Source organism: Palleronia marisminoris, from assembly GCF_900172315.1.
Lineage (GTDB): Bacteria > Pseudomonadota > Alphaproteobacteria > Rhodobacterales > Rhodobacteraceae > Palleronia > Palleronia marisminoris.
Map to the genome: position 1 here is coordinate 191880 of NZ_FWFV01000003.1, position 24675 is coordinate 216554.

Annotated in this window: 22 protein-coding genes and 1 pseudogene; 12 read left to right on the top strand and 11 right to left on the bottom strand. The window is 65.0% G+C overall.

The annotated features are described in order from the left end of the window. The first annotated feature begins 227 nt into the window (after nucleotides 1-227). Genes PAM7066_RS07200 through PAM7066_RS07210 form a run of 3 tightly spaced genes read left to right on the top strand, consistent with a single transcriptional unit; the run spans nucleotide 228 to nucleotide 2844 of the window. The gene (locus tag PAM7066_RS07200; protein ID WP_085853472.1) at nucleotides 228-1154 is read left to right on the top strand and encodes a methionyl-tRNA formyltransferase; all 927 of its coding nucleotides are present in this window, start codon (nucleotides 228-230) and stop codon (nucleotides 1152-1154) included. After that, nucleotides 1151-2137: an ATP-grasp domain-containing protein gene (locus PAM7066_RS07205; RefSeq protein ID WP_085853473.1), complete on the top strand. Its 987-nt coding sequence runs from the start codon at nucleotides 1151-1153 to the stop codon at nucleotides 2135-2137. The genes PAM7066_RS07200 and PAM7066_RS07205 overlap by 4 nt, the downstream gene beginning before the upstream one ends. Beyond that, nucleotides 2134-2844, top strand: a complete 711-nt coding sequence (locus tag PAM7066_RS07210) for an HAD family hydrolase (RefSeq protein ID WP_085853474.1) — start codon at nucleotides 2134-2136, stop codon at nucleotides 2842-2844. Before PAM7066_RS07205 ends, PAM7066_RS07210 begins: the two co-directional genes overlap by 4 nt. On the opposite strand, the gene PAM7066_RS07215 is transcribed toward PAM7066_RS07210, so the two are convergent. Beyond that, nucleotides 2824-4056, bottom strand: a complete 1233-nt coding sequence (locus PAM7066_RS07215; protein WP_139214960.1) for a hypothetical protein — start codon at nucleotides 4054-4056, stop codon at nucleotides 2824-2826. The two genes, PAM7066_RS07210 and PAM7066_RS07215, sit on opposite strands and share 21 nt — an antisense overlap. Then, nucleotides 4053-5264: a glycosyltransferase family 4 protein gene (locus PAM7066_RS07220; protein ID WP_085853476.1), complete on the bottom strand. Its 1212-nt coding sequence runs from the start codon at nucleotides 5262-5264 to the stop codon at nucleotides 4053-4055. The genes PAM7066_RS07215 and PAM7066_RS07220 overlap by 4 nt, the downstream gene beginning before the upstream one ends. Before the next feature lie 165 nt (nucleotides 5265-5429). Here PAM7066_RS07220 and PAM7066_RS18895 point away from each other — a divergent pair, with 165 nt between their 5' ends. The 3 genes from PAM7066_RS18895 to PAM7066_RS07230 are packed head-to-tail and all read left to right on the top strand — an operon-like array spanning nucleotide 5430 to nucleotide 10115. Next, nucleotides 5430-6725, top strand: coding sequence for an O-antigen ligase family protein (locus PAM7066_RS18895; RefSeq protein WP_175484589.1), 1296 nt, complete (start codon nucleotides 5430-5432; stop codon nucleotides 6723-6725). A gap of 59 nt (nucleotides 6726-6784) precedes the next feature. Next, nucleotides 6785-8743 (top strand): polysaccharide biosynthesis tyrosine autokinase, encoded by a 1959-nt coding sequence (locus PAM7066_RS07225; RefSeq protein WP_175484590.1) that lies wholly within the window; start codon nucleotides 6785-6787, stop codon nucleotides 8741-8743. After that, nucleotides 8730-10115: a pectate lyase family protein gene (locus tag PAM7066_RS07230; protein ID WP_085853478.1), complete on the top strand. Its 1386-nt coding sequence runs from the start codon at nucleotides 8730-8732 to the stop codon at nucleotides 10113-10115. The genes PAM7066_RS07225 and PAM7066_RS07230 overlap by 14 nt, the downstream gene beginning before the upstream one ends. On the opposite strand, the gene PAM7066_RS07235 is transcribed toward PAM7066_RS07230, so the two are convergent. Both PAM7066_RS07235 and PAM7066_RS07240 read right to left on the bottom strand, forming a co-directional pair. Then, the gene (locus tag PAM7066_RS07235) at nucleotides 10080-10760 is read right to left on the bottom strand and encodes a helix-turn-helix transcriptional regulator (RefSeq protein WP_245749617.1); all 681 of its coding nucleotides are present in this window, start codon (nucleotides 10758-10760) and stop codon (nucleotides 10080-10082) included. The two genes, PAM7066_RS07230 and PAM7066_RS07235, sit on opposite strands and share 36 nt — an antisense overlap. A 673-nt stretch (nucleotides 10761-11433) precedes the next feature. Next, a complete protein-coding gene (locus PAM7066_RS07240) occupies nucleotides 11434-11763 on the bottom strand; it encodes a DUF6481 family protein (protein WP_085853479.1) in 330 nt (109 codons plus the stop codon). A gap of 223 nt (nucleotides 11764-11986) precedes the next feature. On the opposite strand from PAM7066_RS07240, the gene PAM7066_RS07245 reads away from it, so the two are divergent. After that, nucleotides 11987-12307 (top strand): H-NS histone family protein, encoded by a 321-nt coding sequence (locus tag PAM7066_RS07245; protein ID WP_085853480.1) that lies wholly within the window; start codon nucleotides 11987-11989, stop codon nucleotides 12305-12307. Between the two features lie 146 nt (nucleotides 12308-12453). Here PAM7066_RS07245 and PAM7066_RS07250 read toward each other — a convergent pair whose 3' ends face one another. The 4 genes from PAM7066_RS07250 to PAM7066_RS18565 are packed head-to-tail and all read right to left on the bottom strand — an operon-like array spanning nucleotide 12454 to nucleotide 16625. Further along, nucleotides 12454-13479 (bottom strand): ABC transporter ATP-binding protein, encoded by a 1026-nt coding sequence (locus tag PAM7066_RS07250; RefSeq protein ID WP_276326064.1) that lies wholly within the window; start codon nucleotides 13477-13479, stop codon nucleotides 12454-12456. Nucleotides 13480-13536: 57 nt separating this feature from the next. Next, a complete protein-coding gene (locus PAM7066_RS07255; RefSeq protein WP_085853482.1) occupies nucleotides 13537-14436 on the bottom strand; it encodes a carbohydrate ABC transporter permease in 900 nt (299 codons plus the stop codon). Continuing rightward, nucleotides 14433-15332 carry a carbohydrate ABC transporter permease gene (locus PAM7066_RS18560; RefSeq protein WP_090928807.1) on the bottom strand — a complete coding sequence of 300 codons (900 nt, stop codon included), beginning with the start codon at nucleotides 15330-15332 and terminating at the stop codon, nucleotides 14433-14435. The genes PAM7066_RS07255 and PAM7066_RS18560 overlap by 4 nt, the downstream gene beginning before the upstream one ends. A gap of 60 nt (nucleotides 15333-15392) precedes the next feature. Beyond that, the gene (locus tag PAM7066_RS18565; RefSeq protein WP_090928810.1) at nucleotides 15393-16625 is read right to left on the bottom strand and encodes an ABC transporter substrate-binding protein; all 1233 of its coding nucleotides are present in this window, start codon (nucleotides 16623-16625) and stop codon (nucleotides 15393-15395) included. 229 nt (nucleotides 16626-16854) lie between these two features. Between PAM7066_RS18565 and PAM7066_RS19635 the strand changes: the two are divergent. The 3 genes and pseudogenes from PAM7066_RS19635 to PAM7066_RS07270 all read left to right on the top strand — a co-directional run. Next, nucleotides 16855-16953 (top strand): annotated as a pseudogene (locus tag PAM7066_RS19635) (LacI family DNA-binding transcriptional regulator); the annotation flags it as partial. Between the two features lie 111 nt (nucleotides 16954-17064). Beyond that, complete coding sequence (locus PAM7066_RS07265) at nucleotides 17065-17883, top strand: substrate-binding domain-containing protein (RefSeq protein WP_245749619.1); 819 nt, start codon at nucleotides 17065-17067, stop codon at nucleotides 17881-17883. A gap of 23 nt (nucleotides 17884-17906) precedes the next feature. Next, entirely contained in the window at nucleotides 17907-20282 is a 2376-nt protein-coding gene (locus tag PAM7066_RS07270; protein ID WP_085853484.1) for a GH36-type glycosyl hydrolase domain-containing protein, read from the top strand. A 107-nt stretch (nucleotides 20283-20389) separates the two neighbouring features. Here the strand turns inward: PAM7066_RS07270 and PAM7066_RS07275 are convergent, their stop codons facing one another. Both PAM7066_RS07275 and PAM7066_RS07285 read right to left on the bottom strand, forming a co-directional pair. After that, nucleotides 20390-20761 (bottom strand): hypothetical protein, encoded by a 372-nt coding sequence (locus PAM7066_RS07275; protein WP_085853485.1) that lies wholly within the window; start codon nucleotides 20759-20761, stop codon nucleotides 20390-20392. Nucleotides 20762-21756: 995 nt separating this feature from the next. Then, nucleotides 21757-22359: a GNAT family N-acetyltransferase gene (locus PAM7066_RS07285; protein ID WP_245749626.1), complete on the bottom strand. Its 603-nt coding sequence runs from the start codon at nucleotides 22357-22359 to the stop codon at nucleotides 21757-21759. A gap of 191 nt (nucleotides 22360-22550) precedes the next feature. Here PAM7066_RS07285 and PAM7066_RS07290 point away from each other — a divergent pair, with 191 nt between their 5' ends. Then, on the top strand, nucleotides 22551-23309 hold the full coding sequence (locus PAM7066_RS07290) for an SDR family oxidoreductase (RefSeq protein ID WP_085853630.1): 759 nt from the start codon (nucleotides 22551-22553) through the stop codon (nucleotides 23307-23309). A 270-nt stretch (nucleotides 23310-23579) separates the two neighbouring features. On the opposite strand, the gene PAM7066_RS07295 is transcribed toward PAM7066_RS07290, so the two are convergent. Continuing rightward, the gene (locus PAM7066_RS07295; protein WP_085853488.1) at nucleotides 23580-24026 is read right to left on the bottom strand and encodes an SRPBCC family protein; all 447 of its coding nucleotides are present in this window, start codon (nucleotides 24024-24026) and stop codon (nucleotides 23580-23582) included. A gap of 48 nt (nucleotides 24027-24074) precedes the next feature. On the opposite strand from PAM7066_RS07295, the gene PAM7066_RS07300 reads away from it, so the two are divergent. Then, nucleotides 24075-24440 carry an ArsR/SmtB family transcription factor gene (locus tag PAM7066_RS07300; RefSeq protein WP_085853631.1) on the top strand — a complete coding sequence of 122 codons (366 nt, stop codon included), beginning with the start codon at nucleotides 24075-24077 and terminating at the stop codon, nucleotides 24438-24440. Nucleotides 24441-24675: the final 235 nt, after the last annotated feature.

The window sequence follows — 24675 nt, forward strand, 5'->3', positions numbered from 1 at the left end:
ACAACCCGGCGATCAGTTATTGGGGATCGGCTGCTGGCTCGGGGTGAAGAAGTCCATAAATTCAGCACGTCACGAACCAATTCCCGGCTGAACGGCGGACGAAATTATCAGGTCGGAGAGCCACGCCCTCCGAAAGGCGTAACGCGGTCCGGATGGGAAATTGCGGCGCGGCGCCGGGGCGCACAGGCTGGGCGCAACGAACGAGGTATCTTCGGAGCATCAATCTCATGCGGACTGTTTTCGTCGGCGCCGTCGAAGGCTCCCTTCGGGCGCTCGAAGCGCTCATCGCATCGGACCTGACGCCGGGCCTGGTCGTGACGATTCCGCCCGGGAAGGCGGCGCGTCATTCGGATTTCTGCGATATCGCGGGTCCTGCCGCAGCGGCGGGAAGCAACGTGATGCTGACCGACAACATCAATTCCCAAGATACGTTGCGCGAGATCGAGGCGTTCGCACCCGACCTCTCGCTGGTGATCGGCTGGTCGCAAATCTGTCAGGCCCGTTTCCGCGCGATCCCATCGATCGGGACGATCGGCTTCCATCCCGCACCGCTTCCCGCTTTTCGCGGACGCGCCGCCATTCCCTGGACGATCCTCGCCGACCTGCCCGAGACGGCCGCGACGCTGTTCTGGATCGATGCCGGTTGCGACACGGGCGACATCGCGGCGCAGATCCGCATTCCGCTGACCCCGGACGAGACGGCGCGTTCGCTTTACGACAAGCAGGTCTCCATGCTCGCCCGGATGCTGCCGGAAACGGTCACGCAGATCGCGGCGGGAAACATAACGAGGGTTCCGCAGGACCACTCAAAGGCCAGCTATTGCGCCCGCCGCCGCCCCGAGGACGGGCGCATCGACTGGAGCGAGCCGGCCCCCCAGATCGCGCGACTGATCCGCGCTGTCGGCGACCCCTATCCCGGCGCCTGGTCCGAGATCGACGGCAACCGGATCACGATCCGGACCGCCCGGGTCCACGAGGGTGCGCCCAAGTATATCGGCCTGCCCGGACAGATCCAGGAGATCGACGACCGCACCATCCGGATCAGTTGCGGCGGGTTCACTTGCCTCGAGGTGACGGCGTACCAAGGCGACGGGGGTCGCCCGCCGGCCCGGCACGCGATCCTCGGCCAGCGCCAGCCGGAGGCGGCACGATGATCCGCCGGGCCGATATCCTCGTCACGTCGGCCGGGCGGCGGGTTGGGCTGCTCCAGGCGTTCCGCCGTGCGGGCCATGAACTCGGCGCGCATACCACCGTCCACGCCTGCGACATGGACCCGGCCCTCAGCGCCGGATGCTCGGCCGCGGACTACGCCTTCGCCGTTCCGCGCTGCGACCATCCCGACTATATCGACGCGCTGCTCGACTACTGCCGCGCGAAGGGGATCTCCCTCCTGGTCCCCACCATCGACACCGAGCTTGCCCCCCTCGCCAGGTCGGTGGACCGCTTCGCGGCGATCGGCTGCCGGGTCCATGTCGGCCCGCCCGAGTTGATCGACATCGTCCGGGACAAGGGCCGGACCTGCGCGCTCCTGGCCGAGCACGGGGTTCCGGTTCCGCGCACCTACACGCCCGAAGAGGCGCGCCGCCTGTCGGACCCGGCGCACTGGCCGCTGTTCAGCAAGCCGTCGGCCGGCAGCGCCAGCCGTGGCCTCTGCCGCGTCGACCGCCCCGAAGATATCCCCGCCACGTATGACGAGCCCACGATCCTGCAGGAATACCTGCAGGGGCCGGAGTTCACGGTGAACGTCTTTGTCGACCGGACAGGTGATCTGCGCTGCGCCATTCCGCACCTGCGCATCCAGACCCGCGCCGGAGAGGTCGAAAAAGGCCGGACCGTGCGCGACCCACGCTTCACCCGGATCGCCCGGGATCTCGTCGCCGCGCTGCCCGGCCCGCGTGGCGTCATGTGCTTCCAACTGATCGACGACGAGAGGCGCGGGCTGAGGGTCTTCGAGATCAACGCCCGGTTCGGCGGCGGCTTCCCCCTTGCCGACCACGCAGGGGCCACCTTCGCGCGCTGGCTGGTGGCCGAGGTGCTCGACATGGATAGCCGCGCCTCGGACAATTGGCGCGACGGCATCGAGATGATCCGCTACGACGCCGCCTTCTTCCGATCCTCCGGCGCCGTCGCAGAATGACCTTCGTCGTCTTCGATCTGGACGACACGCTGTATCTCGAGCGCGACTTCGCCTTCTCGGGCTACGCTGCCGTGGAGGCCGAGTTCGATATCCCGGGGTTCGAACAAGCGTGCCTCGACGCGTTCGCCCGCGGCCAGCGGAGCCGGGTCTTCGACACTGCCCTCGCCGCCCTCGGCCATGCGCCCGATCCGGCCGTGGTCGCCCGGATGATCGCCGTCTATCGGGGACACGACCCTCGGATCCGCCTCGCGGCGGATGCGCGGCGCGCGGTGGCGCGGTGGTCCGGCCGTGCCGGGCTGATCACGGACGGACCGGCCGAGATGCAGCGCAACAAGGTGCGCGCTCTGGGCCTCGCCGAGCGCCTCGACCCGATCATCCTGACCGGAGCGCTAGGGCCGGATGCCGGAAAGCCATCTCCCCTTGCCTTCGAGATGATCGAGCGCGCGACCGGCTTGCCGGGGCAGTCGCTCGTCTATGTCGCGGACAATCAGTTGAAGGACTTCATCACACCCCGGCGCCGCGGCTGGCAGACGATCATGATCGCGCGCCCGGACCGCATCCACACCGCACCGGCCCCCACCCCGGACCATCTGCCGGCATTCTCGATCGAGAGCCTGGATCAACTGGAGATCTGCCTGGGCAGCGAAACCGCCACACCCCGATGGGCGGTCCGCACCACCTGCGCCTCATTCAGCGGCGAGTCGTGAGGCAAATCCCGGATCAGCATCCCGAGCCCCTGGCATCGCTGGGGAAAGGCCGATCCTGACCATCAGCGAAGGGACGCGGTCAGCCAGGTGCGGCACCTGCGACGCAAGCGGCAGAACCGCCACGACCGCCATCGCCACGGTCGTCACAAGGATCACGGGCCTCACCGCCCCGATCGCCGTGGGTCGGACCGATGGCCACCAGGACGCCGCCGCGACCGCAAGCGCGACGAACGCTGCGGTGGCAAGCTCGGGCAAGGCACCCGACGTCGCGACGAACCCGGCGGCGGACACGGTCGCACAGGCGAGCACGATCGGCACCCCGTCCGAGGGCAGCATCGGCACGCGAGGCCGACGGGTAAGCCCCAGCGCTACGACCACGATCGCCAGCAGCAGCGCCGGAAGCCAGCTGGCCAGGTCCACCTCGTGAAGGACCACCCCGAAGGGATGCTCCAGCTGTGCAAGCACCGGATTCAGCAGGCTGGCCTCAACCGCGATCGGATCCGCAGCCCAGTAGATCGTCAGGGGCAACGTTCCGACCGCCATGCCGATTGCGGACGGCACCGCTATGCGCGTCAGGCGCACCACCGGATCCTCGTTTCTGGGGGAGATCAGCGACCCCAAAAGAAGCGCGGAATAGACAATGGCAAGCGACGGCGCGACGGCGATGGCCAGCCCGAAGGCGAAGCCCGAGGCGAAAGCCGACCTGATGCGACCCGGCCCGGCCACGGCCGCCTGGTGGAACGCGTATGCCGCCGCGAGCGGGGCAACGCAGAGGCTGGCTGCCAGAAGGGCGGACCCCCTGCCCTCGAGCAGATAGCCGTTCGCCATCACCGCGGCGAGGCATAAGAAGGCCATCATCGGCGACTCCGACACCCTGAGGGCGACCTTCCACATGACTATTGCGGAGACCGCCCAGGCCACGATGACCCCGGCGCGGATCGCCAGGACAGGGTCACTTCCACCTGCCAGGGCATGGACGGCCTGCAGGTAGAGGGCGACGAGTGGGCCGCGCGAGAACTCGATCTGGTCGTAAAGCCGCATCTGCCCCAGCTGCGAGGCGAGCGTGGCGAGGGCGTTCTCGTCCGCCGTGACTTCACCCGTCGCGATGCGGATCGCGATGGCAAGGAACAAGCAAACCGCCGCGAGCGCCCATGCGCCACGGGCGAGACGGCTCGGCTCGGCTCGGTGGCCGATATGGGAGACCGCGCTCATCGCGAAGCGCTCGATGCGGGGGAGCGCACGGGGCGGCCGCGCAGAGGGCGGGCGCTCATCTCGGCGTAGATCTGCTGAATGGCCAAAGTGCTCCGTTCGGGCGAAAATCGTTCGTGAACGGCTGTGCGCGCGGCCTCGGTAAGGGTGCGGCGCAGCGTCGGGTCGCGGTCGAGGCGCGCGATCCGGTCGACATACTCGGCCGGGTCGTCGGGCGGCACGAGGAAGCCCGTCAGACCGTCCTCGATCGCTTCGATGTTTCCGCCGTGGCGGCTGGCCACAACCGGCACGCCCAGATGCATCGCTTCGATCAGGGTTCGGCCGAACGGTTCGGACAACGCAGGCACGACGAGCGCATCCATCGCCGACATCGGGCCGGTAATCGGCGTCCGGTGCCCCATCAGGTGGATGCGTCCCGCGATCCTGAACGTATGGGCCGCTGCCCTCACCTCGGCTTCGACGGGGCTGTCCTTACGTTCCGGGGCACCGAACAGCAGCCCCCGGACATCGCGGTCGGGCATGGCGTCCGCGGCCGCACGCACCACGCGGACGAAGAAGTCCGGCCGCTTCCGCGGGATCAGGCCGCCCACGAAGCCCAGAAGCAACGCCCCCTCGTCGGCCCCGATCTCGGCGCAGAGCGCGCGGCGCGCGGCGTCACGGTCCGGCGGCTCCGTCGTGAAATCGAAGGGGCTGCGTACGATGGCGGCCCGCCGGCTCGACGCCCGCGCGGCGCGCGGCGGCATGGCGAAGCGCGAAACGCTGACCATCCGGTCGGCAAGCAGAGGCGCGATCAGGTTCGCGCCGCGCGACGTCGGATCCTCGCGGTGGTGCCACAGGTGCCGCGCCCCGGCGAGCCGCGCGGCGAGAGACCAGTTCGCGTGCATCCGCCCGTCATTGGTATGGACGATGTCGATCCGTCGGTCCCGCAGGACGCGCGCCATCCGCCAGACGCAAAGCGCCAGGTATCGCCCGATACCGACATCGCCCGGCATCCGGCTGTAGGCAGGCGCCATGATCGGCAGGTCCTGCGCCACCTCGTAACCCAGCCCGAGGCTTTCGACGTACCGCCCCAACGCTCCGGCCTCGCGGTGGAGGAGGATCATGGGGGCGAAGCGCGCGGGATCGAGCCGCGCCGCCAGGGTCAGCGACGAGATATGGCTGCCGCCCACGACGTCGCCCCCGACATAGGGGAAGAGGATCCTGATCGTCACGGGGCGCGCTCCTCGATCCGGTTGCGTGTCCTCGGCACGGTCGGGCACCGGGTATATCCGCGCAACCACCTACAATCGTCTCTTGCTACCTCCTCCGGGGTATTCTTGGCCGCGCACCTGATCTTCTAGACTGCCTCCTGTCAGACAGTTCGAAGGGATACGGCCATGACCGCGCTGCCGAACGCCGCAACGGGGCGGCTGTCCCACGACCGGGCCTCGGGGGTCGACATGTGGCTGATCACCGCGCTGGTCTTCCTTTCGCCATTCAACGTCCTGCGTTTGCCGGGGGTGTTCTTCACCGCCGCCGACATCCTGACGGTGGCGGTGTTCCTCTACCTCCTGCTGTCGCTGCGCCTGTCCTTCACCCCGTTCGGACGGTTCACCCCGATCTGGTACGCGGGCACCGCGATGCTTCTGGGCGGGTTGCTGATCGGCTCGATCGCGCATTACCGGCTCGTGACCGGGGGCGAGGTGATCGCGCAGTACTTCTTCGCTCTCGTGATCCTGCCGATCGCGATCGCCCGACGGTCGCGGGAGGAGGCGCGCTGGCTCCTCCTCGTCTTCGCCGTGTCGATCACGCTCGTGATGCTCCACGGCGTCTACCTGATGAACTTCGCCACGAACCCGCCGCCGAACTTCGTCTCGGGGTCCGGCAGGTTGCGCAGCGTGCTCGAACGCTCGAACGAGACGGCGGCGATCGGGGCAACGGCGCTGCTGGTGGTCCTGTATCTCGGCGCGGTCAGGATCCTGCCCGGCGTCGTCGCCGTCCTGTTTTCCTGCGTGCTGCTCTATGGAGTGACGATGACTGCCTCGAACACGGGGGTCATGGCCGCGGCGGCGGGTACAGCAGCGTTCACCTTGCTGCAGGCGTCGCGGCGACACCTGGTCAATCTCTGCCTGCTGGTGGCGATCGCGTGCGGCGCCTTCGCGATCAAGGGCGACAGCTTCCTGTCCGACCGCTTCGTGGAACGCGTGGGCGGCGCCCTGACCAGCGTGGACATCGAACGGGCCGGCACCTTCAACGACAGGGTGGACCTGACCCGCCAGGGATGGAGGGAGACCGGCAACCACCTGGTGATCGGACTCGGCGCGGAGGGGTTTCGCACGATCTCGTCCCATCGGCAGCCGGTTCACAACACGTTCGTCCTGCTGCTGGTCGAAGGCGGCCTTCTGTCGTTCGGTGGCCTGGTGACCTTGATCGGCGGCACCTTCGCCCTCGGGATCTCGCTGTCGGTCGACCGCCGGTTTCGCACCATCGGGGCGCTGGTTGTCGCCGTCTCGCTGGTCTTCGCGTTCTTCATGAATGCCTTCGCGCATGTCTTCGCGCGGTTCTGGATCGTGCCGCTCGTCCTGGTGCTCGCCCTCGCCGTATCGGAGATCGACTACCGCGAGCGGGGCGTCGCCCTCCCCCGAAAGGGCCATGGCCGATCGAAAGGGCAAATGAACCCGCCGCGAATCTGACGAGGATGGAGAGACGCAGCGACTCCCGCTTGCGGCTAGCTTCAAGAGGGGAATCGACGATGATCTACGAGAACCACACCAGAGCCGGCCCCGACATGTCCTCGGCATACCGTTCGACTTCGGGCGATGCGTCGGCCGGCCTCTCCGCGCTCGGCGGGTTCGACCTCGTCCAGATCGCGCGCCGGAATTTCGCACTGATCTTCGTGTTGACGGCCGTGGGGCTTGCCCTCACCGCCTTCTGGCTCAATCGCCAGCCGCTGTCCTACGCATCCACTGCGGCGATCATGCTCAGGGCCAGCGAGACTCCGAGCGACACGACTGCGGACCGCACGATATCCGCCCCGGTCAACGCCAATCAGGTCTTCACCGAGGCCGAGGTTCTGTCTTCACGCGATTTCATCACCCGGCTGGCCGAGCAACTGAACCTGATCGCCGATCCCCGCTACAACCCGGCGCTTGGCGAGCCGAAACCCGATAGCGTGCTGCGTCGTGCTCTCGGCAACCTGGGCCTCATCGACACGCAGGATCCGCGGATGTTGAGCGAGCTCAGCCAGATCGACGCGGTCGTCGACAAGCTGTCTTCGCAATACAGCGTGACGGCGAGCGAAAAGCACAACGTCATCCAGCTTTCCGCGCGCAGCCCGGACCCAACCCTGTCGGCCGAGATCGCGAACGCCGCCGCGACCCAATACATCGAGATGCTGTCCGCCGAGCAGACGGCAAATCTCGACCATCTGGCGCGGTTCCTCTCGCAGCGCAGCGAGGTCATCGCCTCGAACATTGCACGCCTGCAGACCGAGGTGGCGACCCTGATCCAGGAGAACGAACTCCGCGATCAGGCGACGACCAGCGAACTCCTGGCCGAGAAGGCGTCGCTACGCGCCCGGCTCGATGCGGCCTCGTCTGATTTTTCGAGGCGCTCGCTGCTCGAAAATCGGCTGGACGACATCACCCGCGCTCTGGAAAGTCGCGTGGCGGCAGAGATCCAGCTGGCGGAACGCGAACTCATCCTGAGTACCGAAACCGACCGCTTCGACGCCGTTCGCCAGCGCCTCGGGGAACTGGAAGCGCAGCGCGAGGCGCAAAGCCCGGATGCCGCGCAGATCTCGCGGGCCGAACGCCCGCGCGCACCCGAAGGACCCCTGTTCGCCTCGACGCTTGCGGTGGCGCTTGTCGCCTTCTTCCTCCTCGGGGTTCTGGGCGCCGTGCTGCGCGAACACATGAACCGGCTCGTCCTCAGCCCCGCCGACGCGGAATCGGCGACGGGGATGGAGGTCATCACCTCCCTGCCCCGCCTCCTGGACAATACGCTGAAGCGCCACGGGGGTCCTCATGGGGTCATGGCGCACGACGCGAACGGCGCCTACTCCAATGCCGTCCGCGCCCTCGTCACGTCGGTGGTCGACGAAGCCGCCGCCGGGCGCGCGCCGGTGGCGATGATCGCGTCGGCCGTTTCGGGCGAAGGGAAATCCTCCATCGCCTCGTCCATGGCCGTGTCGGCATCGTTGGACGGGCTGAAGGTCTTGCTGATCGACCTGGACGTCTACCGCCAAGGCTCTTCGACCAGCCTGCAGGCGGAGGCCAACCCGCATACGCTCGCCGATCTTTTTTCCGAGGTCGTGCCGCTGACGTCCTACATCTCTGCCTCGCCTCACGAGCGGCTCGACGTGATGACCTTCAAGCCGAACTCGCGGCTGCCACTTCGCGTCTTCGATACCAGGGCAGCGCAAAGGATCTTCAAGACGATCCGCAGGGATTACGACCTGATCATCGTGGACACGCCCCCGTTTCTCGCGTCCGAAGAAGCCGCGAGGTTGGCCGCGGTGGTGGACAAGGCGATCCTCGTCACCCGCTGGCGCATGTGCCGTCGCGAATTGTTGGCCACGACCGCGCGCCGGATGACCCGGTCGGGGTTCGACGTGGTCGGCATCGCGATCAACGGTGTCAGCCCCCGTTCTGCCCAAGCCTACGGCTATTATTCCTACACCTCGGATTATTACACAAATGGATACGCGTGAACGAACGAACCGCGTCTTGTCGCTGCTCGCCGCGCTTGTGCTGAGCGCCACGCCGGCCGTCCTTTGGGCAGAAGCCTTTCCCGGGGCGGTCGGCTATGGACGCGGCGCAACCGGATGGCAGGGCGGAGCGATCATTCCGGTCACCACGCTCGCCAATGCCGGGCGGGGTTCGTTCAGGGCCTGCGCCGAGAGGGACATCCCCCGGATCTGCCTGATCCACGTTTCGGGAACCGTGATCCTCAGCGGCCCCGTGATGGTCCGGTCGAACGGCTACATTGCCGGTCAGACCGCCCCGGGGGACGGCCTTCAGCTTCGGCTGAACGGTTATGGCGCGACGCCGCTGGTGATCAAGAACGCCCACGATGTCCTGGTCCGGTTCCTCAAGATACGTCCCGGTCCCACGATCAGGCCCAACCCCGCCGTGGACGCCGTGACCATCGAGAACGCGCAACGCGTCTACCTGGATCATCTTTCCCTGTCCTTCGCCACGGACGAGACCTTCAACGTCCATGCAAGCCGGGGAGAGACGGCCGATATCACGCTCGCGCGCAGCCTGTTGAGCTTCTCGCTCGACCGGTCCAGCCATCCCAAGGGCCGTCACTCCAAGGGTGCCCTGCTGTGTTCGTACGACGCCACGGCCACCGGGTGTGGACGCATCACGCTATGGCAGAACGTCTTTGCCCATCACCGGGACCGCAACCCGGACGTGAAGGCGTCGTCCACAGGGCCGGTCGAAGTCGTGAACAACGTCTTCTTCAACCCGATCAGCCAGTTCGGCGAATACTACAACCTGGTCGGGCCAACCCACATCATCCATGTCGGGAACGTCACGATCCCCGGTCCCAGCACGAACTCGGACAGACCACCGGCGGTGGAGATTTTCCCGCTTGGCGGGGCGATCCCGATCTCGATCCTCCCGGGTGACAACATTGCCTACCGTGGCCCGTGCATGACCAATTCCGGAGCAGCGGTTCTTGGTCCCGTCGCGCAGAGCAAGGTCGTGGCCGCGCCCGGCCTGATCCCGGCGACCCCTGCCGAACCGGCGAAAGGCCTGGTCGACCGGCTGCTGCCCATCGTCGGTGACAGCCTTCACCCCGATGCGCTCGACAAGCGCGCCGTCGCCGACATCGTGGAATGTCGCGGACGCGTGATCAACGCTCCGTCGCAGGTCGGCGGTTGGCCCGACCTCAGGCCCCGCGCCGCAGCCAGAGACCGCGACGGCGACAAATTTCCCGACAACTGGGAGGCCGGACAAGCATCTCTGTCGGTCGACCGGCCCGACGACCCATGGTCGCCCCACCCGTCGACCGGGATGCCCCAGATCACGACCTGGTTGTCATGGCTTGCCGGGGACATATCCGATCCGCGCTGAGTCCCCGAGCCCCCGCAGGCGAACAGGCTCGCCGGAGCCCGACCCCACTGTCTGCAGAAACAGGTGGGCGGCTTCGGTCCTGTTCTGGACATTCATCTTTCGTATCACGTGATGCATGTGCAGCTTCACGGTGTGCTCGGAGATCCCGAGCCGTTCCGCGATCACCTTGTTCTGCGCGCCCCGCGCCGCGAGAGCCAGGATCTCGATCTCCCTCTGAGTCAGCCTCCCGACGATCTTGGCAGCCACCTTCAACTGCTCTTCCTTGGCCGCATCTTCGGACGCCACCATCAATTCCCGGGAGAGATACGTCTGACCCAGGAGGAACAAGCGAATGAACAGCAGCCAGACGTCCAGCCGCACATTCATCGGAATGAGGCTGATCCCCTCGCGCAGGATCGTGTCGCCATGAGCCGCGAAGAAAGATCGTGCGACAACTTCGTTGTCGTAGATGAAAGCGACATGCGCCTTCGGGCAACGCATGGCAGTATCGTCCAGGAAAGCAGCCAGATCGGTGACGGAATCGAGCGACGCGAGCACGACTTTCGTGCCGGCTCCGCTCCCGTCGTCGAGGTCATCCGAACGATATATATAGCAGTCTGAAAGCTCTTTTGCGACGGCTGCGAGCAACGCGTCGCTGAAATACATTCCCGGCCCATTGAAAGATATGCCGGGTCTCCCCGATTCGAATCCCATACTCCCTCCAAAAGATCTCTCGCCAGCCCACGGGAAACACTGTAAATTCAGCTCCCCCACATGGCGGCATTCCACCAGCACGCACCGCGAGGCCTATGGCTCGTGCATTAGGCGCTCTGGCAGGCTTGAATACAACGTAAAATCTGAGTTCTATATAGGCCGGACGGTGCGGGCATACAGCGTTCGGTTGGGGGCATGCCCACGAATTGCATACGCAGGCGGTAGCGGCGCGTGCCATGCTATAGTCGGTTCGGATGGGAAAGGTACTGTTGCCAAGGGACTGCACGGCAAGGCTCCCACTTGGCCAGCGGAACACAGGGCGGCCCTTCTCGGTGACCGGGTCCATCCGGGTGCGTGATGGGCCCGGTGCGACCGGAAAGGTAGCCGGCGAAGCGAGTCCAGCGAGCGTAGCCCGCCACTGCCGATCTCCATCCGCGGTGAACTCGCCGGTGTGATGTCGGAGCCCATCCGCCGCGGCGCGACGGGTCACGCCGCACCGCCGACACACTGAACGTTCTGCGAGGAGATCTCAGCGGCTGTTCCGGCGGCCTTCGATGCCTATGAGTCGCGTGGCGACCTGGTCGTGCTTGGAATGCGAAAAGCAACAGGCCGAGCACGTGCCCGCTTAAGACTTACGGCGTTTACGTTCTTTTCGTGCCGCGTAGCGCTCATCCCTGGCCATCTTCCGTTCGGCTTCGGTCGGCTCGGCCGCTTCCATTTCGGCGCGCTTCCTCTCGGCTTCGAGTGCCTTCGCGCGCTCTTGCTCCCTCGCTTCGGCAGCGGCTGCGCGCTTGCTCGCGGCCTTTGCATCACGTTCCGCCCGACGAGCAGCTCGCGCCGCCAATTCGGCCTCGGTAGGCTTCGGCGCCGCCTTCATCCGCTCAAGTGCCTTTTTCTTGGCACGATCGGATGCAGCCGCTCGCTCCTGGAACCCAGGCTCCTTGTATCCCTTCACGTTCTTCCCTTCTTGAGTACCGTGGTCGCAGACGCGACCCGACCATGCGATCTGCCGCTGATATAGTGTCCGCCCGTGCCCTTCAACAGACGTGTTGCTTTCCGACCTGGGGTCGTCCTTACGAACCCATTCGAAAAATTCCGATCCTTCTCTTCCTATCGCATTGCGCCGCACCACTTTACCCGTTCTGAGAATTCAAAACGTGAAACCCGGAAAGGCCAAGATGGACTACGATCTGAAAAACATGTCGCGCAATGAGCTGCAGAAGCTGAGCAAAGACGTCGAACGCGCATTGGCGACAGTCGACGAGCGCCGGCGCGCCGAGGCGCGGTCGGCGGCCGAAAAGGCAGCGCGCGAGCATGGATTCTCGCTCGACGACGTTCTCGAAGGGCAGAAGAAGAAAGGCGGACCTAAGACGAAGAACCCGCCGAAATATCGAAACCCCGAGAATCCGACCCAGACCTGGTCCGGCCGCGGCAGACAGCCGGGCTGGATCAAGGAAGCATTGGAGGACGGTAAATCGCTGGACGATTTCGCGATCTGACAGAATCTCCGCAGACTGAAAGCCGCGCCCGATTTCAGAATCGGAAGAAGCGCCCGCATTACGAGATGTCCTTGCAATTGGAGCTGGGCGGATTTTTGCGCAATCTCGCCCGCGCCCGGCTCAGGCCCCCGGGATCCGTCCTCTGGTTAGAGGCGGTTCCCAGTTGCCTGATCGAAGAACGAGGCTTTCCGGACATCCATGCTCACGGGGAAGGAATCTCCGACCGTGTAGTGGTCTTCCTGGCTCAGCCGATGCGACAGGCTGATGCCATCGAAATCCGACCAGCCGAGGATGTCGCTTCCCATGGGCTCGATCAGCGACAACTTTCCGGAATAGTGCTTCGACGAGCCGTTCGCGGGGTTTATGTGCTCGGGCCGGATCCCCAGGGTCGCCTTCTGTCCGCTCTCGACCCGTTGATCGAAGGGGTAATCGTCGACGTCCAGCGCAAACGCACCGGTGTCGAAGACGAGGCTTCCGTCGCGAGTCTCGAAGCCTCCGTCGACCTTGTTCATGGCGGGAGATCCCAGGAAGCCGCCGACGAACTCGTTGGCCGGCTTGTTGTAGACGTTCAGAGGCGTGTCGAGCTGCTGGATGACCCCTCCCTTCATCACGGCGATCCGGTCCGCGAGCGTCAGGGCTTCGATCTGGTCGTGGGTCACGTAGATCATGGTCGAGCCGATCGCGTTGTGCAGCTTCTTGATCTCGAGCCGCAGCTCAGCGCGCAGCTTGGCGTCCAGGTTGGACAGGGGCTCGTCGAACAGGAAGATGTCCGCATCGCGCACAAGCGCCCGGCCGATGGCCACGCGCTGGCGCTGACCACCCGAGAGAGCCGCGGGCTTGCGGTCGAGCAGATGCTCGATCTGCAAGATGTCGGCGGCCCACGCGACCTTCCTGTCGATCTCGGCCCGGTCGACGCCCGCGATCCGCAGGCCGAACGACATGTTCCGCCGCACGCTCATCGTCGGGTAGAGCGCGTAGGACTGGAACACCATGCCGATGCCGCGATCCTTCGGGTCGGCCCAGGTGACGTCCCTTCCGTCGAAGTGGATGCTGCCGCCGCTCGCGTCGGTAAGGCCCCCGATGGCATTCATCAGGGTCGACTTTCCGCAGCCCGAGGGCCCGAGAAGAACGAGGAACTCGCCGTCGCGGATGTCCAGGTTGAGTTTGTCCATGACCACGTGCTGGCCGTACCGGATCTCGAGATTGCGTATGGAAACAGAAGTCATGATTTATCCCTTCACGGCGCCGGACGCGATGCCGCGGACGAACCAGCGGCCGGAAGCCAGATAGACGGCCAGCGGGACCAGCGACGTCAGGATCGTGGCGGCCATGTTGACGTTGTAGGCGCGCTCGCCCGTGGTGGTGTTGACGATGTTGTTCAGCTGGACGGTCATCGGCAGGTTCTCCCGCCCGGCAAAGACCAGCCCCAGCAGGAAGTCGTTCCAGATCGCCGTCACCTGCATGATGACCGCGACGATGGTGATCGGCACGGACATGGGCAGGACGATGGAAATGAAGATCGCCCAGAAGCCTGCACCGTCGATGCGCGCCGCCTTGAACAGCTCGGACGGCAGAGCCGAATAGTAGTTCCGGAACAGCAGGGTCATCACCGGCATCCCGAAGATGACGTGGGTGAGGACGATGCCCGGCAACGATCCATAGATCCCGATCTGCGCGTAAAAGCGCACAAGCGGGTAGATGAACACCTGGTACGGCATGAACGCGCCCAGAAGCAGGCACGCGAAGAGCACGTTCGCGCCGCGGACCTTCCAGAACGACAGGGCGTAGCCGTTCAGCGCCCCCAGCAGGATCGACAGGACAACGCTGGGTACAAGGATCTCGACCGAGTTCCAGAACCCCACGCGAAGCCCCGTGCAGTCAAGGCCCGTGCAGGCGCTGGACCATGCCGTCACCCAGGGCTCGAACGTGATCTGCGCGGGCAGCGCGAAGATCTGGCCCAGCCGGATCTCGTCCATGGTCTTCAGCGACGTGACCAGCATGACGTAGAGCGGCAGCAGGAAGAACAGCGCCATCGCGAAGAGAAAGGCGTAGATGCCGACGCGGCCCCAGAGGTGCTGGGACGTCACGGGACGCCTTGCGGCAGGTGCGATCAGTTCGGCTGTGGTCATGCCGATGCCCCCTTCTTGCCGAAGTACTGGGAATAGAGGACCGGGGCGATGATGATCAGGACGGTGACCAGCATGACGGTCGAAGCGGCGGTCGCCAGGCCGATATTCGCCCGCTCGAACAGGTTGTCCATGATGAACTTCGCGGGAACTTCGCTCGCCGTTCCGGGGCCGCCGTTGGTCATGGCGACGACAAGGTCGTACATCTTGACGATGCTGATAGACAGCAGGACCAGCGACGTGATGATCATGGGTCGCAGCATCGGCAGGATGATGAAGCCGTAGACACGCCACGCGGGGATGCCGTCGATGCGCGTGGCCTTCCACAGGTCCATGTCGATGCCGCGCAGGCCGGCCAGGATCAAGGCCATCACCAGCCCTGCCCCGTGCCAGACCGTCGCCAGGACGATCGCGTAAAGGACGGTATCGCTATCGACCACCCAATCGAGGACGAAGCCCGAGAAGCCCAGGTCGCGCATCGTCTGCTGGAGTCCCAGGTCGGGGTTGAGGATCCACTGCCACATCAGGCCCGTCACCACGAAGGACATGGCGTAGGGGTAGAGAAAGGCCGTCCGAAACAGGCCCTCCGCGCGCACGTTCTGATCGATGAAGATCGCGAGCAGCATCCCCAGGACGAAGCAGATCGACAGGAAGAAGACGGCGATGAAGACGAAGTTCTCCAGCGACGTCAGCCAGCGCGACGTCTGGAACAGTTCGACATACTGGTCGAACCCGACGAAGTCGTCTTTCGGCAGCATACGCGAGCTCGAGAACGACAGACGGACCGACCATGCCATCGTGCCGAGATAGGCGAATATGACGATCGCGGCCATCGGCAGCAGGGCCATGTAGGCGACGCCGTTGCGCCGGACGTGCCGGACGTTTCGAGAAATCTGCATGTGGTCCTCCCTCCATCCTGGGGGGAAGGATGCCCCTCCCCCCGCAGCTTTCCTCCGGGGTCAGTTCCGCAGCGCGCTGTCGAACCGCTCGACGGCGTCGTCGACGCTCATGTCCGTGTTCCAAAGCTCGGTCACGACGTCCTGGACCGAGCCGTAGACATACTCGTCCATCATCTGCGCGGCGTCCGGCGCCTGGCGCGACGCGTCCGACATGATCTCCATGCCGAGGGCTGCGCATTCATCCAGACCGGCCACGTCGACGTCGGACCGGATCGGGATCGAGCCCTTGAGGTTGTTGAACGCCACCTGCACGTCGGGGGCGGTCATGGTCTCGACCAGCATGTTCTGCGCCTCGATCCGCGCGGGATCATCCGTCGCGGGGAACACGAACACGTCGCCGCCAAGGACATACGGTGCGTCCGGCCGCAGGCCCGCGAGGCAACCGTAGTCGACGCCCACCTCCTGCTCGGCCTGCTTGAACTCGCCCTTCGCCCAGTCGCCCATGATCTGGAAGCCGGCGGAGTCGTTGATCAGCATCGCCGTGGCGTCGTTCCAGTTGCGGCCGGGCGAGGCATCGTCGACGTAGGCCTTCAGCCTGATGAACGTCTCGATCACTTCGCGGAACTCGGGCGAGTTGATCGCCGCCTCGTCCTTTTCGCCATAAACGCTCGTCCAAAGGTCGCGTCCGCCGACATTGGTCATCACGGCCGAGAACAGCAGGTTCTCCTGCCACCGCTGACCGCCGAGCGCGAGCGGCGTGATGCCGGCCTCCTCCAGCGCATCGAGCGCGGTGAAGAACTCTTCCATCGTCGTGGGCGGCGTGTCGATGCCGGCCTGCTCCATCGCGTCCATGGAGTACCAGATCCACAGCGGCATGTGGATGTTGACCGGGGCGGCGTAGTACTTTCCGTCGACCTTGATAGCCTCGACGATGGGCGCCGGCAGCACGTTGTCCCAGTCGTTGCGCATGGCGACGTCGTTGATGTCGTTGAGCAGGCCCTCGCCGATGATCTCGTGGTATTGCTGCGACGTGTTGAACAGCGCGGCGGTCGACGGGTCGCCGCCGATGATGCGGTTGATGGCGGCGCTGCGCGCAGCAGATCCGCCGGCGACGGCGCTGTCGACCCATGTGCCGCCCCGCTCTTCGAAGGCGTCGGCGAGCACCGAGATCGCCGCCGATTCGCCGCCCGAGGTCCACCAATGGATGACCTCGGCCTCTTGGGCCTGAGCCATTCCTGCGCCGGCGGCCAAGACCGTCGCGGTCTGCGCCAATAGGTTTTTCTTGTAAAACATGTGTCCTCCCAGATGCATTGAATTCGAGCCTCACCGCCTGACGATGACCAGCGCCGCGACCTGCTCCACATCCTCATATGGAACCGGTTCCAAAACCAACCACGATGTCTTGCTTCTGTCAATCGTTCCTGCGACAACCGGTTCGAGCTCTTCGTTCCAGGCAACCGAACCTGGCTGATCTTGCACGATAACATGCAGTAATGGTGGATATTTTTCTCTGAGAGGCGGCATGGAAGAGCAAAAGACAGCGACATTGAAAGACGTGGCAAAGCTTGCTGGCGTCGGTTCCGGCACCGTATCCCGATACGTTTCTGGAAACGGTTCTGTTTCCGAAAGGACCGCTGAGAAGATCGCCCGCGCGATCAACCAGCTGAAATATCGGCCGAACAGCATCGCCCGCTCGCTGTCATCGCGTCGCTCTGAAATCATCGGCGTCTGGGTGCCGTCGCTCGAGGGGCCCTATTACCAGATGATGATCCGGGCCATCGAACTGGAGCTTCGGCAGCAGGGGAAACACATGATCCTCGCCAACGCCGAGGACGCGACGTCGGACGAGGATCGGCTCGGCCACATCGACTACCTGATCAACCGGGACTGCGACGGCATTCTCATGTCGTGCTCGCAGCTTGGCGACTTCAAGCTCGCCACCCTGACGGACAGGTACCCGAACCTCGTGTGCATCAACCGCGAGGTCGAGGCGCTGCCCGGTCGGGCCTTCTCCATCGATCACGACCTCGGAGGTCGGCTCGCCGCCCGCCACCTGCACGCCCTTGGCCATCGGAATGTCGCCGTCATCACGGGGCGGCTGTCGGCGCAGGACGCCAAGCAGCGGCACAAGGGATTCCTCGACGAGATGTCGCGACTGGGCAATCCGGTGGCCGCCGAACGCGTGATCGAGGGCGCGTTCAGCTATGCCGGCGGCGAGCAGGCCGCCGAAACTCTCATCGGGTCGGGCATCGAGTTCACTGCCGTCTTCTGCGGCAACGACAAGGTCGCGATGGTTGTTTCAGCCCGGCTTCAGGCTTCCGGCATCTCCGTTCCCGGCCAGGTCTCGGTGCTCGGCTATGACGATGTCGACTTTGCCGCCTACACGGCCCCGGCACTCAGCACGATCCACGCGCCCATCGTCGAGATGACGCAGTCGGCGTGCCGCCAGCTTCTCAACCTGACCTACGGCCTCGACATGCCCTTCCGCGAGCGGTTCGAGCCCACCCTTTGCGCCCGGAAATCCACCGCGCCGCCCGCTTCAGCCCTCTGATCCCGCAGTTTCGAAAGACGAACATGGCCGCATTCATCGAAAACGGAAATCGCTTCCGCCTGACCGACCCGACCCTGGCGCCGGCTGCAGCCGGCTATCTGTGGAACCGGCGGATGATGATCCAGATGACCTGCCGGGGCTACGCCGTCAGCCAGTACATGGACCCCGAGCCGCGGAAGTACGCGCACGCGCCGACCCTGGCTGCGCAGACCTTCATGCAGCCGGAGCACAGGTATTTCGCCCATCACCCGGGCCGCTTCTTCTATGTCCGCGACGATCGGACCGGCGCGCTGTTCTCGGCACCGCACGAGCCCGTGCGCGCCACGCCCGACAGCTACGCCTTCGAACCCGGCCTCTCCGACATCCGCTGGGTGATCGAGAAGAACGGGATCCGCGTCGAGCTCTGCCTGGAGCTGCCCGTGGATGACGCGGCCGAAATCTGGTCGGCGAAGGTGAGCAACATCGGCAAGACGGACCGCGACGTCGCGTTCGTTCCCTACTTCCCCGTCGGCTACATGTCCTGGATGAACATGGGCGGGCATTTCGATGCCGAACTGGGCGCCGTAGTCTGCACCAGCGTGACCCCGTACCAGGCCGTCGAAGATTACTTCAAGAACCGCCACCTCAAAGACATCACCTTCCTCGCCGCCGATCGCACGCCGGACTACTTCGAGGTCTCGCAGCAGGCCTTCGAGGACGAAGGCGGACTTGCCGACCCGTCGGCCTTGCAGGCGGGCGGCAACCTGGCCGGCGGCGACGCCGCCTACGAGATTCCGGCCGGGATCATGCAGTGGAACCTGACGCTTCCCGTGGACGGGAGCGAGGAGTTCCGGTTCGTCTTCGGCCCGGCCCACGACAAGGCCGAGATCGCCGCGCTAGCCGCGAAGTACCTGCGGGGCGACACCGAGGCGGTTCGCAGCGCCTCCCGCGCCTACGTGGACGAAGGGCTGGGCAGCTTCGAGATCGAGTCGCCCGATGCGGCCTTCGATGCCTTCGTGAACCGCTGGCTGCCGCGGCAGGTCTTCTATCACGGAGACACCAACCGCCTGACGACCGATCCTCAGACGCGCAACTATCTGCAGGACGCGCTTGGAATGGTGTTCATCCGGCCCGAAACCACCCGCGCGGTCATCCTGCGCGCCGCAAGCCAGCAATTCGCCTCGGGCAAGGTGCCGGACGGCATCCTGCTCAACTCCGGCGCGACGCTGAAATACATCAACCAGATCCCCCACACCGACCACGCGGTCTGGCTGGTGATCGCGACCTGTGCCTACCTGGACGAGACGAACGACCGCTCCATCCTCGACGAGCAGGTTGCCTGGATCGACAGCGAAGGAACCGACAGCCTCTACGACCATGTCACCCGCGCCCTGCGCTTCCTCGCGGGCGAGGTCGACGAGCGCGGCCTGCCTCTGATCGCGCAGGGCGATTGGTGCGATCCGATGAACATGGTGGGCTACAAGGGCAAGGGCGTCTCCGGATGGCTGGCCGAGGCCTCGAGCTATGCGATGTCCGTCTGGGCGGAGATATCCGAGTCCCGATCCGACAGCGACAACGCCAAGTGGCTGCGCCACGAGGCCAGCGCCATGGTGGACAGGATCAATGCGCATCTATGGGACGGTGACTGGTACGCGCGTGGCATCACTGATGACGGAGTGCCCTTCGGCGTGTCGGCCGACGAGGAGGGTCGCATCTATCTGAACGCCCAGAGCTGGGCGTTGCTCTGCGGTGCCGCGGACGACGACCAGAAGGCCCGGATGCTCAGCGCCATCGACGACCAGCTCGCGACGCCCTACGGCATCGCCATGTTCGCGCCCGCCTATACCAAAATGCGCGAGGATGTCGGCCGGCTGACCCAGAAATGGCCCGGTTCCGCCGAGAACGGCGCGGTCTACAACCACGCCGCCGCCTTCTACGCCGCGGCGCTCTACCATATCAGCGACGGCGACCGGGCTTACCGGGTGCTACGCGCGATGCTGACCGAGCCCGCCGCCGCCGACATCGCCGTGCGGGGTCAATTGCCACTCTACATTCCCAATTATTATCGCGGCGCCTACCACCAGTTCCCGCGAACGGCAGGCCGGTCCAGCAATCTCTTCAACACCGGCACGGCCTCGTGGTTCTACCGTCTGGTGATCGAGCAGATGTGCGGTCTACGGGGTGCAGGCGACGCCGTCGTGATCGCGCCCCAGATCCCGTCCGAGTGGGATCGCTGCCGCTTCCGCAGGACCCTTCGCGGCGCCACGTTCGACGTCAGCGTGGAACGCGTGCCGGGTCTGCCGGATCAAGTGGTCGAGGTCGACGGTCAGCGGCTAGATGGGACCATCCTGAGGCAGGTCGAGCACGGGCGAAGCTACGATGTGAAAGTGAAAATCCCGTCTCGCGTTCAGCAAGATTGATGTGCTTGTGGCCGAGGTTCAGACCCCCCGTGTCCCGGTTGGCCAACTAGAGGGTTCCCCATCCGCAGCAGCGCCATGGGTTGTCGGTCACGGTGTCGAGGCACCCTCTAAGTCTTGCGACCTTCCGCATATCGCGCGTTTTGCACGTGCTGATCCACATGGACTGTCACGTCACCCGAGGGACATGGGATCCCATCGCTGGCCTGCGCCTGACAGATGCACTTATCGCCCTCCGGACGATGGGCCGCCGCCAAGCCGAAGATCTGCTGCTCCGGGTTCACCAGTAAGCTGCATCGGGAAAGTCTGTCATTGAAGGACCGCCTGTCCTTCGTTTCACCCGGCGGGCACGTGTGCTTCAAGGACGACTTGCGCCATTTCGGGAAGGGATCGGGCAGCTTGGGCCAACGACGCGGGGAGAACTTCGTCTCGCTGCCCACCGAGGCCGCGTCCAGTGCGGCGGTGAACGCTGCCTTGTCCATCCGGAGCCGAGGAACACGAAGGCCGCGGCGAGCGACCTGCAGACCTGCAGACCTGCACACATCTTCACGGAGAGGCCTTATCCGTCTCGATCCTGCTGGCCGGCTGCGAGGACGGCAGCCCAGTGGTCACGTTCGACGGCAGCGAGGTCGCAACTGACCTTCTGCCCTACCCGAAGGATTTCCCGAAGCCAGCACCGGCACCTCGCTGGGCGGCTCGGCCGTGCAGATCTTCATCGGCGACCATGGCGACAACGACCTGGTGATCCATCGATCCCGAGACCGAGCCGGCGCCGCGCTGCCGCTTCACGCACACGACACCACACGAGCTACCTCTTCGCCTCACCAATTGCGGCGTCGACATCTCGTCTGACGCGGCCCTGAACAGCGCGTGGACCATCCACCAGTCCGCGAACGAGATCCTCTATTCGCTGCGCCTGGCACCGAATGCCGCGGGGGGCTGGCGCTGACAGGCGTCGTCCGGCGGGCGCTCCTTCGCAATCCGCTGGCCGATCGATACCTTGTGGGGCTGCCCGCGGGCGCGTCGACAAGGGTCGTGCTGGTGACGTTCGCGGGCCTCGGGGGCGGCGCGGTCTCGGTTTCACTGGGCGCGCTGACCGGCCGCTTCTTTCCATTGGATGCGGGGTCGCGCCGCGGCGGCGCGGGTGGAGGGAGCGGAACGCACGCCGCCGCAGCGATCATGCTCGTCGGGATCGTTGAGCCGCAGATGTTCAACGCGCGACCGCCCACACCATCGCCCGCTCGGCCAATACCGAACAGGTGCGTGGGATCATGTCCCGGCTGATGGGCAACCTCTTGGCATCCGCCGGCACGAAATCGCCTCCTGCACGCTCGGCTCTCTTGCCGGGGTCGGTCTCTGCTTCTGGTTTCGGCAGGGCCTCTACGCGTTCACCTTCGGCGCGGACAGTGCCGCAGCGCTCGGGATCAGACAGCACCGGAAGTGGGCGCTTCCGGGGTCGTATGTGGCGGAGGAACGATCAGAACCGCAATGGCTTCCGCTGCTGCCTGTCGTGGTCGAAGTTATCTGGTGACAGCCACTTCTCGTAAACGTGCTTCACCTGTTGCCAGTCCCGGTCCGTCATCGCGAACCAGGCGGTGTCGCGGTTGGCGCCCTTCACGACCATGTGCTGGCGGAACACCCCTTCGAAGCGAAAGCCGAAACGCTCGGCCGCGCGCTTCGACGGGACGTTCAGGTCGTTGCACTTCCATTCGAACCGGCGATACCCGAGGCCGAAGATCTGATCTGCGAACAGGAACAGAGCCTCGGTCGCCATCCGGGTGCGCTGCAGCGCCGCGCCCCACATGATATGGCCGATCTCGCACGTGCCATGGGCGGGCTCCATCCGCATCAAGGCTTGCCGGCCTTCAGCGCGGCCAGTCGCTTGATCCACCACCGCGAAAAACAGGGGATCGGGCGATGTCGACGCGCCTTCAAGCCACACATCGAACGCCGCACGGTCGGGTGGCGTCTCGGGGAGCCATCGGAACCTTTCTTCCGAGCCTTGCCCGGACGCTGCCAAGAAAAGCATGTCGGCATGGGCGGCCTCCAGAGGCTCCAGCCGCACATAACGCCCCTCCATCGACACGCGCGCGGGCTTCGGACGAGGAGTCCAGTCTGCGAGATCCATCCGTGTTCGGCTCCTTCTCGCGGGTTCCGAGTCGGATAGCAGCCTTTCGCTGAGGATGGCGCAAGGCACGAACATGCGGACTTGCCGAAAACGCAACTATGGTACATCTGGCGCTTCAAATCCGGTTGGTGCAGTTTCAGCGCATGACGCATCGCCCCATCGTCCTTGTCACGGGCGCCAGCAAAGGGATCGGCGCCGCAACCGCGCTGGCTTTTGCAGAGGCCGGCTACGACGTGTGCGTGAACTACCACCGCGATGCGGCCGGCGCGGCCGAGACCGCCGCACGGTGCGAAGCATCCGGGGCCAAGGTTCTCGTATCTTGCGCCAACGTCGCCGATCGTGCCGCGGTGTCGGACATGCTCGACGCCTGTGACGACGCGCTCGGACCGATCGCTTGCCTGGTGAACAACGCTGGCATCATCGGTGGCGCCGCCGCCGTCACTGATATCTCTGAGGAAGCCCTTCACGCCACTTTCGCCACCAACGTGTTCGGAGCGCTGTATTGCCTTCAGGAGGCAGCGCGCCGCATGCGCACCGACCGGGGAGGCGCCGGGGGCGCAATCGTCAACATGTCATCCGTCGCCGCTACGATGGGCTCACCCGGAGAATACGTTCACTACGCCTCCTCGAAGGGGGCGGTAGAGACGCTGACCATCGGCGCCGGAAAAGAGTTGGGTCCCTTCGGCATACGTGTCACGGCGATCCGGGTGGGAACGACGAACACCGGCCTGCACGCGCGAGAAGGAAACGCTGCGCGGCCGGCTTCGATCGCAGCCGCGACACCCTTGGGACGGATTGCCGAACCTGTCGATATCGCCGAGGCGGCCGTTTGGCTTGCGTCACCAAAGGCCAACTTCGTCTCGGGAACAGTATTGACCGTAGCGGGGGGGCTGTTGGCCTGAGGCGGAACTTGCCGTTTCCAACGTCGGGTCCGGAAGGCGCAGTTTCGTTCGCGAAGCCAGAGTGGCCTTGTCACGTGTATGTACCGCCGCTCGCGACACCGACGTCGAATTGCGTCGCCGAGTTGGCGACTGTTCGCATGCTACAAAAATCTCCCTTCTCGATCCGAGACGCGCAGCTGGATCGAGGTGCATCAGGTAGCCAGCTCGATCCTAGGCGCCGAGACCTCGAGCGAGCATGAGGGCGTTGCCGCACCTCAGAGCTCGTCGATGCTACTTGTAGAAGCCATCGCGCAGGTTGATGCCGTGCTCCAGCCACGCCTTCATGGCGCAGAGCATCCCGGTCCAGCCCTCACAGTTGCCGAAACTCGACTTCAGGCCATCCTCTGTTTCCGGCCAGCCATACTCACTGATGCGGACGAGGGTGCGCCCGTCCTCGAGTTCATGAAATGTCATGGTCACCGTGGTCCAGGTGCTCGGATCCTGAGTTGCCTCCCACTGGAGGACGATCTTTTCGTTCTGGACCACCTCCTGCACCAGAACAGGGAATGCTCCGGGAAAATCGTGGAAATCCCAAGTCACCTCTGCGCCGGGCGCCAGCCTTCCCTTGGCGCCGCCGGTGGTGAAGAAGCAGGACAAGCGATCGGGATCGGCGACTGCCTCGAACACCTCGTTGACGGACTTCGGCATCCGCCCGGCCACCGTGAACTTCAGCTCCATCTCGCGAATCCTCTTCACGTTTTCCCAATCATGTTATATATCTATAACATGTCAACTGAAGAAAATTTCGACCTCCTGTTCAAGGCGCTCAGCAATCGGTCCCGGCGGGAGCTGCTGGATCTGCTGACGGATGGCCCCAAGACCACAGGCGCCTTGTGCGAGGCATTTCCCAGAATCGATCGCTGCACGGTCATGCAGCATCTCGGAGTACTGCAGAAAGCTGGTCTGGTCGTCGCGGAACGGCGCGGTCGGGAGCGGTGGAACCACTTGAACGCCATGCCGATCCACGAGCTACAGAAGCGGTGGATCGGGCCCTACGCAGACCATGCCGTCACGATGCTCGACCAGTTGCAGGTTGCTGTTGAGGGACAAGAGCCACCGGCGGCGTCCGGACGGGCTGACTTGAAGAGCTGACAGAAACTTCATGCTCATCCGGGGAGGAAGAGGGTCGTCGGCCCTTCTTCCTGCACTCGGGTCAGACCTCAAGGGCCTCGTCAGGCAGGTTGTTGACCGCGCCTCACCTGACTCCTTGAGGAGCACAGGCATCTTCTTGTGGTGGTTCGGCTCCACCTCGCTGCTGGGCTCAGTCGCCAGGAAGCCGGACAGACCGTTCGGGCGAAGATTAGCCGGGGCTTCCCCAGTTGTCGCG